Here is a 12,387-nt window from a genome sequence, read left to right on the forward strand (position 1 = left end):
TGGAAACAAACCGCAAAAAAAGAGGTTGCTGCTATTAAGCAACAACCTCCTTTAGTTAAACTTGTTTATGTATTATTCGCTTTTTACAAAACGAAGTAGTGGCTGCTTTTGCGCTGAATTAATTTTCACAAAATAAATTCCCTTTGCCAAATTTGCTATGTTGATTTCGGCTTTTTTAGTGCCCGCATTCAACTTGTAATTTACTTGGTGTTCGTTGCCCAACATATCATAAATCAAGAGACTTGTTCCGCTTTCAAAATCTACATCGGCATTAATATACACTCTATCGCTTGCAGGATTTGGAAATAATGAATAGTTAGTTTTTTCTACTTCACCATCTGCCAAAAGGTTATTGGCAAGGGTACGAGAAGATGAACAATGACAACTCTTAGAATTCTTTGTGGCGCTCGCACTCGACGTTTTCTTGATGCCGCCTTCATAACTTTTGACTACCCAAGTAAGTAAATTACCATTAAATTTAATTGTAAAATGATTTTCGCCGGGTAAAAATGTAGTTGGCTGCGCACCGCTATACGTACCTGTTAGCGAATTGTCGCTTCCGATTGGAATAGTAACGGCATAACAATTTTCGTTTTCGTATTCAAAGCGTGCAACATAAGCAAATCCGGATTGGTCGTTAATTAATGTATCTACGCATTCCAGTTCAACTTCAATCTTTTTAGCTGAAGCAGATAATGTGGTAACAGTTAATACACCCGGAACATAAGTTATAGCATAATTTGCAGCTTGGTTGAGTACCAAAGCAGATGGGTTTATTGCATAAGTACCTACCGCACCGCTGTATGCAGGACTAACTGCAAACTGTGGCCCCGATGCAATCGTATTTGCACCACCAGTTACAAAACCAATTATGGAATAAGTAAATACTGGTAATGCAGCTCCGACACTAATTGTTTTATTATCGGCCATAACAGTTAAAGTAGTTGGTGTAACACTTAAAATTCCACCTGCCTTAATAATGGTATAATTTGTTGCAGAACCACCACTCAAATTAATTGGATAATTACCAACCGGCGACAATTTGGTTGCAGTGCTACTAGCTGATGGAGCATTAATAGCTGAAACCCCATCTCCGTTGAGGAAACCTGAATAACTAATTGTGAATGCAGGATTGGCGCTACCATAGGTTTTGCTTTTATTATCAGCACTTGCTGTAAGGCTTGCTTTACCAATAGTTAATACACCACTTACATAGGAAAAGGTATAATTAAGAGCAGCTCCTCCGCTTACTTTAATGGAATAATTACCAACCGATGAAAGTACTGTGGCAGTTGTACTTGCTAGAGGCAATGTGGTTAAAGCACCAGCACCTTCGCCATTCACAAAACCTGCATAATTAAAAGTAAACGCAGGATTGGGAGCGCCATAAGTTCTTGAAGCATTATCGGCAGTTACTGTTAAGATAGCCTTCTTAATTGTTAAAGTACCATTCACTCGGTCAATAGTATAGTTTGCTGCCGAACCGGTTCCTGAATTTACTTTTATGAGGTAAGTTCCGGCAGGTGAAGTACTCGTGGCAGTAGTTGTAATTACTGGAAGCGTTTGCATCACCGAAACATCATCGCCATTAACAAAACCACTGTAAGATGCTGTAAGCGTTGGATTAGCACTTCCATAAAATTTCGATTTATTATCGGCGGTGATAGTAAGCGTTGCTTTGGTGATTATTAATGTTCCGGTTTCATAAGAAATATCAAAATTTTCGGAAAGCAATGCTCCCGGCACCATGGACCAAGTTCCTACAGTTGTGCCGGTAATTAAGTTGATAGACTTAATTGTTGTAATTGCAGTACCTGTAGTATCATACACATCTGTTGAGTCAATTATTACAGCGAGGTTGCTATTACTTGTTGCACTACCCCCGGTGGCAGGATCTGAATTGGTAATTACGCGTCCTAGGCCATTGGTGATAACTCTTCCCAAGCCATTGGTAATGACACGTCCTAGTCCGTTGGTAATAACTCGTCCACTTAATATGCTTCTTGAATTTACACCGGAAAAACCACTAATTAAAATAGAAGTGTCGGGGTGATCCAGGTAATCAAAAATCGACTGCGGCGCAATGTCAACTATATTTGTAGAGCTAGGGCCATTGGTGATTACACGTCCATTGGTGATTACTCTACCGCTTGCCATAACGCTTAAGTTAACTAAATCGGAATTGGTTATAACTCGTCCTAAGCCATTAGCAATACGTTGGTCTACAAGAGCAACTGCATCGGTAATAGTTGAAGCATGTTCTGTTGTAAGTGCTGTAAAAAATGCAGCACGATCAGCAGGATCAATATTTGAATTATCATAGGTATAAGTATATTTTAAGCCTTGTCCGTCAATTTTTTGTCCGTATACCAATGTAGTATCTTTCGATTTTATTTTGAGTGGGAGTCTATCTATTTTTATGGTTCCGAAATTATCGTAGTTAAAAGAATAATTTGCGAAAAGTGTAGAATCAACTGCTAATGCAAGATTTAATGGAGTTGCATTGCTAACTGTAATTTTATAAGGGATAACAGAAGCATCGCTTGAATTCGTTGCACTCGTGGTAAATACTAAATTATTCAATTTTAAATCGGCTGCTGTTAGCCCGGTTGAAGCTAATGGTTGTCCATCAACAGTAATAGTTGCTGTAAAGGCCGGAAGTTTTTCGCCGTATCGTTTGGTGATATCGTTTGGTGTTATCACAACTTTTTTCTTTGGCTTAAAGAATAGTTCATTTGAATATCCACCATCGTTTAAATTTGGCACAGTAGCAGGATTGAAAACAGTTATAGGCGGATTTCCAGCAAAAACAGGAACAGTTGCACTTACTTGCGTTGCATTTACTAGCACTGTATTTAATAACGCACCTTTAAATGAAATTTTAGATTGTGCATCCAAATTTTCACCAATTATTGCTACTGTAAAAGTTTGTGCTCCGGGAATAACACCGACAGGAACAACTAAACTAGTAATTGCAGGCTTAGGTTTAGCAAATGTTTTAATGGCGGCATCAGCTTGCACTAATCCGGCACCTGAACTAAAATCAAAACCTGTTGGACCAACATCCTTTGCAGTTGATTTCAATAAGTTTTTCATATCAACTGCATTCACTGTTTGGCTGTAATATTTTGATTTTGCTTCCAATACAAGTGCAGCAATACCTGCAGCATGGGGTGCAGCAGCACTGGTTCCAAAGAAATTTGGATATTTGTCGCCTTCCACATTTAAATTAAAGAAATCAACTGTTGTGTTCACTCCGTCGGAAGCCGAAATATCCGGTTTATTGCGAGTGGTCCCGTTCACAGTTGTTCCGCCTAATGAGGAGAAATCTTCGGTAGTTGTACTATTATTATAACGCACTGCACCTACAGTAATTGCTCCATTTGCATTGGATTGGCCAACTATTGTTGATGAGCTTACCCAATGCTCTTCAATTGACATATCGCCTCTAAAAACAATATATTTAAACTTAACAGGAGCTGATCCGGCAGCGCGCAAAATCATAATATTGGCGGTAGCACTTGCAGTCTTCACCGATACCGGCAATACTTCGATTGGATCTCGGTTTAAATTATTGATATTGTACCCTACAATAACATTTCCAACATCATCCGTTAAATAAATATCTAAGTCATTGGCTGCGCCTGCATTTCCACCTAATGAATAAATGGCATCTTCCCATTGTAAAACGATAGTATAGTCACCCTTTTTAAAGGATACTTTTTGAAAAATATCTCCACCTGAGAAATTATGAGCCGTACCTGTAAAGCCTGCTGGTGCCGCAGTAGCTGCAAATGTACTTTGATAAGAATTTCCGGCAAAGTTTCCGGCAGCCGTAAAGTAGGAAACCCCTTGAGAAGCAACATAATCAACTGCTTGGGCAACTATTCCATCGGCTAAAAATGGTTCCGTAATATACGTTACATCATCCACAATAACTTTACAACCGGATTGCTGTAAATCAAGTATCCCATTCGCAAAATCGTTGGCATCATTAAAGCCGGTTCTAAAAGCTAATTCAGCTTTTGGAGCAATATCATGTATAATTTGTGCCATGGCTCTCCCTTCATCAACTCCTTCAAATGCACCTTCTTGCAAAATGGTAACGTCGGTTAAATCGCCATCCGGATTGGCAGATCCCGGCAAGTCGCCATTAGAAACATCTTGATCAGCATACCCTAACTTATTGTAACTATCTGAAATAACGCCCACTTTTATTCCATTACCTGAAAGGTCAAATCCTTTTCGAGTTAAATCAGCTCTAAGCACGCTATCTCCCTTACTTAAAGCAACGCCATAACCTGAAACAATTGGAGCATATAGTGGACGGGCATAATCCACCAATCTTCTTGGCAAAGCATCAATTTTATCCAGATTAACAATTGGGAATTTTCCTGAAATAATTAATGAACTCCCGTTATCTATCGTATCAACTAAACCATAAGCTGGCGACATCAGAATGTCTACAAGACTATCACGCTTAGCAAAACCTCTTGCAACCACTTCAATCCAAACATGGTCCTTATCAATTCTAAAAATATTTTGTGTGGTATCCGCAGCATAGGGTTTAAAATTCTTAAAGAGGGAATTCAATTCCGAGCCAATATTATTGTCCACCTTTCCAACTGTATCTTCCGGATAATACAATAAGATACAACCGTCTTTAACTTCAGCTACATCACTGGCAGTGCAACCGTTTGAGGTATTTGTAACAGTTAAGGTATAAACACCCGTCCCATTTACTAAAACCTGGTTTTGATTTGCACCTGAAACAATACTTCCATTATTGCCCGGATTCCAATTAAACTGAACTCCTGATGTGGAAGAACTGCCAATTAAAGTGGCTGTTGGATTGGTGCAACTGATTGCTGCATCTGCACCAGCATTTACATTTGGTGCTGTATTATTAAGTGTTACAATTGCTACATCACTTTTTGTACATCCGGTGGCCGTTTTTGTAACAGTTAAAGTATAGGTACCTGCTGCATTTACTGATGGTGAAAGTGTATTAGCACCCGATAAAATATTCCCACCATTACTAGCAACCCAGCTGTAACTAACTGCTGTGCTTGAAGTTGAACCGGCTAATTGAACGGATGTAATTGAGCAGGTTAAAAGTTTATCGGCACCCGCATTTGCATTTGGTAGCGTACCATTAAAAGTTACGACTGTTGCATCAGTAGCACTGCACCCGCTGGATGTGGAAGTAACTCTTAACGTATAAGTACCTGCTGCGCTAACTAACGGAGTAAGGGTATTCGCACCTGAAACGATAGCGCCACCATTACTGGCTATCCAATTATAACTCACGCCTGAAGAAGAAGAAGATCCACTTAATTGAATTGTTGAAGGACTGCATGTAAGCACTTTATCCGCACCTGCATTCGCATTTGGGTTAGTATTATTAAGAGTTACAAGCGCAACATCAGTTTTTGTACATCCAGAAGTGGCTGTAACAGTAAGGGTATAGGTTCCGGCAGCATTAACGGTAGGTGTAGCGGTATTGGCACCGGAAACAATATACCCCCCATTGCTTGCTAACCATGCATAACTCACGCCTGATGTGCTTGAAGAACCATTTAGTTGAACAGTTGAAGAATTACAAGTAATTTGTTTATCTGCGCCCGCATTAGCATTTGGGACAATACCATTAAATGATACTTGTGCAACATCGGATGCTGAGCATGCGCCAACAGAAGTGGTAACTGTTAAGGTGTAGCTACCGGTAGCATTAACCGTTGGTGTTGGGGTATTTGCACCCGATACAATATTTCCGCCATTTGAGGCAGTCCAGTTATAGCTTACGCCAGATGTAGAGGATGAACCATTTAGTTGAACAGTGGCTGCGGTGCATGTTAATTGCTTATCAAGACCCGCATTAACATTAGGAGTACTGCAAGTTGGCACGCTTGAACCGGCAGCAGTAACTGTAACACCGCATCGGATATTTACCTGAGTACCACTCCACAAGGAACCATTAATATCAGTACCACCGGATAGAGACCCTATTTTAATTGCCGCATAGGGAGCCCAAACTGTTCCTGCCCAGCTCGAATTTGCCGCACCGGTAGAACCATTTGCGATTAAAAATGCATACGTTCCATTGGAGGAACTACTTCCATTACCGTGTACTTCAGTATATATACGTGAAGCACTGCCTCCATTGATAATACTAACCCTAATTTTATCGAGGTTTACATCATTGTGAACAAGCAAACGAATTGTTCCGGAAGTACTATTTTTAAAATCAAATACAAAAGTATTAATGCCCACATTGTCTATTTTATCAAATATATAATCACCTGTTCCACTAAAGGTTAATGTTTTAGAACCGGGTAATTTTACATCGTCATACTTTCCGGGAACAATACTTTTAGTGGTATTAATATCCGGTAGTGTTAAGCAGGATGAAAAGGAGTTAATTGCCGGTAAAGCAGGAAAAACGGGTAAAGTCGGTGTTCCAACAATATTACCACCAGCTGGAGTTGGGCCAGAATAGCTTGTTCCGCTGGGGTGGGTAACTTTTCCATAAATGTTTCCACTTACAACAGTGGTATTTCCTTTCACATCAATATTTCCTCCAAGTGTAGCGCCCGATGCTACAGTAAGCACTGCGCTATTCGTGTTAGCTGAGTTTGCAACGGTAATTTTACCTGTAACGACGACATTCGCTGCCAAATCCACCGTTTCCTTACTGTTTAAATTACCACTAATGGTAGCAGGACCGGTTGTTTGAATTAATTTTAAGCTTCCAACAGCTCCTCCATTAATGGAGGAATTACATCCAATTTGTACGCCTGCACCGGGTGCACTGGCCGAGGTACAGCCAGAACTTCCTGCATTACCCGAAAATACAACAAAATCGGACATTTGAAGTTGCTGTGCAAGAATTGGCATTGGTCGAAAAATTTGGAGAAGCAATAAGGCTGCAGTAATAATTTTGACTGGAGCGCTTGATACAGAATTTAAGAAAGCAAATCCCGTAGAGACAACAGGTAGATTGTTCTTCATTTTTAAGGCGGTTTAGATTGTTAATAAAAAATGAGTAAAGCAAATAATTTGACCAAATTACAATTTAAATTGACACTCCCAATTTTTTATACCTTTTTTTTTGCCTTGTAGGGGTGAAATACAACTACCGAAAGTAGATTTTTATCGACAAATTCAAAATCACTCCGCCAATTACGGTTCTCCCAATTCAAAAAATACGTCTTCAAAACCGCATTTTAAGCGCCCCATTCATAAAATGTCAAAAACCGTGAAGATTTAATTACTTTTGCACCCCTGTTAAAAAAATGCAAAGAAAGTTTATAACCAATTTAGCGCTTCTGTTATTTCTTAATCTTTTGATTAAGCCATTTTGGATTTTAGGAATAGACCGCTCTGTTCAAAATGCAGTGAGTGCAGAAGTGTTTGGTACTTACTATGCTTTATTCAACTTTACCTTTTTGCTAAATATTTTATTAGATCTTGGCATCACCAATTTTAACAATAAAAACATAGCTCAAAATAACCACCTCCTCACCAAACATGTATCGAGCATCCTTTCCTTGCGGCTATTGTTGGGGATTATTTATTTTATAATAACCCTTTCTGTAGGTCTGATTATTGGTTATTCGGTAAGCCAGCTCTTTATTTTATTTCTGCTGGGCTTTAATCAATTTCTAATTTCATTTATACTTTATTTACGCAGCAACATTGCCGGATTGCATTTATTTAAGACCGATAGTTTTGTTTCGGTTTTGGATCGTTTAATAATGATAACGATATGTGCAATATTGCTTTGGGGGAATGTTACTCATGCACCATTTCAAATTGAGTGGTATGTTTACGCACAATCATTTGCCTATTTTTTAACTGCTGTGATTACCCTAATCATTGTGATACGAAAATCAAAGTTAAAACGCTTAAATTGGAGCAAGGCCTTTTTTTTGGTGATCTTAAAAAAGAGCTATCCATATGCTATTTTGGTTTTGTTAATGGCATTTTACAATCGAATTGATACGGTAATGTTAGAGCGCCTTTTAGTAGATGGTGCCGAGCAATCTTCCATTTACGCATCCGCTTATCGACTTTTAGATGCGGCAAATATGATTGCGTATTTGTTTGCAGGATTGCTCTTACCCATTTTTGCGCGCATGATTAAACTCAAACATGATTTAGATGAGCTCGTTAAATTAGCTTTTTCATTATTGGTAACTTTGTCGGTAATTGTTGCTTTGGGCTCGTTCTTTTACAGCCATGAATTAATTGGAATGATGTATCAAAAACATGTAGATGAATCGGCTCGTGTGTTTGGTTACCTCATGACTTGCTTTATTGCTATTTCAACAACCTATGTATTTGGTACACTCTTGACTGCTAATGGAAATTTGAAAGAATTAAATACGATGGCCAGCATAGGCATGTTCCTAAACATTACTTTAAATTTAATACTTATACCGCAGTATAAAGCAACCGGGTCGGCAATTTCAAGTTTGGTTACCCAGTTCTCAACGGCAATGTTTCAAGTATTGATTGCGCAGCGTGTATTTAAATTTAAGGTAAACTACCGCTTCCTTATTACCCTTGCGGTTTTTGTGATTGGGGTAGTTGTAATTTGTGTGATTTCAAAAAGTTTACCAAATATGGCTTGGCAATCCCAATTTATGATAATGGTATCGCTCTCCTTTTTATGGGCATTTGTTATCCGAATCATAAGCGTGCGATCGATGTATCGAATTATTAAATATGAATAAGTGCTCGAGTATTAATTCGCTCCTTAATTCAATATTTTTTCTATTTTTGCCGCCCAATCTTTTTAAAGATTATGCAGGAAACCTCAAACGGACAAAGAGAATTTAACTCTTCCAATCTGATAGCACTGATATTAAAATGGAAAAAGCAATTGTTGATCGTAGCAGTTGCAGCATTTGTAGTATCGGCAATTGTTGCCTTTTTTATATTAGAACCTAAATTTAAATCAACGGTTGTTTTATTTCCAGCAAGTACCGCATCTATTTCCAAATCGCTCCTTATTTTAAACCCTCAAGAAAAAGATGATATTTTAAAGTTTGGGGAAGAAGCTGAGGCTGAGCAATTACTTCAAATTTTAAATTCGGATGAAATTCGGGATCGTATTTGTACCCAATTCGACCTCTTGAATCATTATGAAATAAGCCCTACAGAAAAATATAAGTTAACAAAATTATACGATGAGTATGACGAAAACATTAGTTTTAGAAGAACAGAATTAATGTCGGTAAAAATTGAGGTGCTTGACAAGAATCCTCAAACCGCCTGCGATATTGCCAATACCATTTCGAGTTTATTAGATACTATTAAAAACAAGGTACAACATGAGCGCGCTATGATGGGATTGCGTATAGTGGAAGGTGAGTACAATGGACTGAGGCAAGAAATCAGGGACATTGAAGATTCACTCAAAACCTTGCGCAGAATGGGAATTAATGATTATGAGAGCCAATCAGCAGCTTTTAATGAGCAGTATGCCACGGCGCTTGCTAAAGGAAATAATGCAGGCGTAAAACAATTAGAGGATAAAATCAAAATATTATCGGAATACGGCGGTGCCTATTTATCCATGGGCAATTATGTGGAATTGTTGCGTGAACAATTAAATTTGGTTAAAGCAAAATATCAGGAAGCAAAAGTAGACGCTGAAAAAAATATTGCGGCAAAATTTGTAATTAACAAAGGGTACAAGGCCGAAAAAAAATCGTATCCAATTCGCTGGCTTGTAATTATGGCAAGCGTTATATCTAGTTTGTTGTTTGCCTTGCTTTTCATTATTGGCTACGAAAATTATTATCAAATAAAATAAATCACAATGGCACAAGAATTCAATAGCTCAAATATGTTGCAATTAATTTGGAAGTGGAAGATGCAGCTTTTAGTTGTGTTAATTATTGCAGTAGCAGCTTCTAGTGTTGGGTCCAGCAGTTTATTTATTAAGCCAAAATATAAATCAGTTGCTTTAGCATACCCCATAAATTTATTACCTTATGGTGAAGAATCCACCACCGAACAATTATTGCAGCTTATGCGCTCAGCAGTTGTGAGAGATAGTGTTATTTCCAAATTACATTTGGCTGAACATTATAATATTGAAACAAAATCAGCCTTAGGTAAGTCCTATTTATTGGATGAATGGAATGAAAATATTTCAATCAATAATACGGATCTCGAATCTGCAGAAATAAAAGTTTTAGATACTGATCCTGATACAGCTTGTGTGATTGCAAATGAAATCATTAATCAGGCTAACCTGCTTGCACGTAATCTTCAAAGAAAAAGTTCTGGAGAACTTATTGTGATGTATACACGCCAAGTGAATGATATTAAGCATGAAATTGATTCAATGGAAGATTTAATTAAGATACTTCGCACGGATTACGGTGTAGTGGAATTTGATGCTCAAGTTAAAGAAGTTACAAAAGGATATTTAAAAGTTGCAGGTGCATCTAGCGATCCTGAAAAATTAAAAAATGTGGAAGCGGTTAAATTGATGCGTAATTTTCAAGAAAAGGGTGGTGACTACTTAACATTAAAGAACAGAATTAATTCAACCAAGGAATTTTATTTCAAAAAGTTGGAAGAATTTAAAATGGTGTCCACCGATCTGAAAAAGGAACTCACTTATACCAATGTGGTTTCCAAACCCATTCCTGCTACCAAAAAATCTTCTCCGGTACGATGGTTAATTGTATTAATCACTTCTGTTTCGGCACTTTTCTTTGCCCTTATTGTAATTGGGTATATCGACAGGAAAAATTCGTTTACTGAAGTTTCGGTAAAATAAGTTTTATTAAAGTGTTGGATAAACTAAATATTCGCTGGCTCTATTTTTGGAGTTTTCTCTATATTGCACTAGCAGCGGTATTTATAGCAAAAGAACAATACTGGATATTGGCCATCCCTTTTGCGGCGTTTCTTGTATTGCTGTATATTTATGCATTAGATAAATTGATGCTCTTTATATTATTTGCCACTCCCCTGGCAATTGAATATAAAAATCCTGATTTCCAAATAGCTTTTAGTTTGCCCACCGAACCGCTCATGTTTGGAATACTTCTTTTATTCGTTGTACGTTTGCTTTACGAAGGAAAAATTGAACGAAAAATTTTAAGTCACCCCATAACAATAGCAATCATTATAAATCTTACTTGGTTGCTTATTACCTGTTTTACAAGTTCCCTCCCACTCGTTTCTTTTAAGTTTTTATTAGCTCGATTATGGTTTATTAGTACGTTCTATTTTTTAGGCGTACAATTATTTAAGAATAAAGACAATATCCTAAAATTAATTTGGCTATCGGTGATTCCGATGACAGCAGTAATTATTTATACTGTTATTATGCATAGTCAACATGGATTTGATGAAGATTCTGCGCATTGGGTAATGGGTCCATTTTATGCTGATCATACTGTGTATGGTGCGCTCATTGCTTTGTTTTTTCCGGTGGTGATTGGATTGGCAACTGGCATAAAAACCGGACCATTTGCAAAATCGGTGGCAATTCTTTTTCTAGGTGTTTTCGCAGTTGGGCTTATTTTTTCTTATACAAGAGCCGCCTGGGTAAGTTTGGCTGCTGCCGCATGCGTTTATTTGGTTGTTATTCTCCGAATAAAATTTCGCACTTTTTTATTGACTGCAATTACCTTAATCGTTTTGTTTCTCACCTTTCAAGAGCAAATTTTCATGAAGCTTGAGAAGAATCGGCAAGACTCTTCCAATAATTTAACAGAGCATGTTCAATCTATTTCTAATATTTCGTCAGATGCTTCGAATCTCGAAAGAGTAAATCGCTGGAGTTGTGCCATTCGCATGTTTGAGGATCGACCGGTTTTTGGATTTGGTCCAGGTACTTATATGTTTAAGTACGCACCTTATCAGTTTTCATACGAAAAAACCATCATTAGTACGAATAATGGCGACAATGGAAATGCACATAGTGAATATATTGGGCCATTAGCAGAACAAGGTCTATTTGGAATGCTGTCTATAATTGCCGTTTTTGTTTGCGTTATTGTTACCTCGCTAAAACTATACAATCGATTGAAAAATAAGCAATCACGGGTGCTTGTGCTAGTTTTCTTTTTAGGTTTGGTAACTTATTTTGTACATGGCATATTAAATAATTTTTTAGATCAAGATAAAGCTGCAGTACCTTTTTGGGCCTTTGTAGCAGCAATTGTGGCAATCGATATTTATCATTCCAATGGTCTTCAAAAAAAAACCAATACCGTTCCACAAGAGCAAAATTAAGATTACTTCCAGTAAGGCTAAATCACAACATTTCCGTTATTTCTCGAACGCCAATTTATTAGCATCATTTATTTACTACTTTATAAAAGTTTTGAAATAGGGAGCTATATGCTTCTTTTC

At 37.6% G+C, this 12,387-nt stretch carries 5 protein-coding genes; 4 read left to right on the forward strand and 1 reads right to left on the reverse strand.

All coding sequences use genetic code 11. From position 1 onward, the window contains the following. Window positions 1-72: 72 nt before the first annotated feature. The gene (locus tag IPP32_09975; protein MBL0048407.1) at window positions 73-7,011 is read right to left on the reverse strand and encodes a S8 family serine peptidase; all 6,939 of its coding nucleotides are present in this window, start codon (window positions 7,009-7,011) and stop codon (window positions 73-75) included. A gap of 284 nt (window positions 7,012-7,295) precedes the next feature. On the opposite strand from IPP32_09975, the gene IPP32_09980 reads away from it, so the two are divergent. The 4 genes from IPP32_09980 (at window position 7,296) to IPP32_09995 (ending at window position 12,267) form a co-directional block, all read left to right on the forward strand. Beyond that, window positions 7,296-8,738 (forward strand): oligosaccharide flippase family protein, encoded by a 1,443-nt coding sequence (locus IPP32_09980; protein MBL0048408.1) that lies wholly within the window; start codon window positions 7,296-7,298, stop codon window positions 8,736-8,738. A 71-nt stretch (window positions 8,739-8,809) separates the two neighbouring features. Then, window positions 8,810-9,823, forward strand: coding sequence for a hypothetical protein (locus tag IPP32_09985; protein MBL0048409.1), 1,014 nt, complete (start codon window positions 8,810-8,812; stop codon window positions 9,821-9,823). Between the two features lie 6 nt (window positions 9,824-9,829). Further along, window positions 9,830-10,801 (forward strand): hypothetical protein, encoded by a 972-nt coding sequence (locus IPP32_09990; GenBank protein ID MBL0048410.1) that lies wholly within the window; start codon window positions 9,830-9,832, stop codon window positions 10,799-10,801. Between the two features lie 11 nt (window positions 10,802-10,812). Then, window positions 10,813-12,267: an O-antigen ligase family protein gene (locus IPP32_09995; GenBank protein MBL0048411.1), complete on the forward strand. Its 1,455-nt coding sequence runs from the start codon at window positions 10,813-10,815 to the stop codon at window positions 12,265-12,267. Window positions 12,268-12,387 lie beyond the last annotated feature (120 nt).

Source organism: Bacteroidota bacterium (assembly GCA_016721765.1).
GTDB lineage: Bacteria > Bacteroidota > Bacteroidia > UBA4408 > UBA4408 > UBA4408.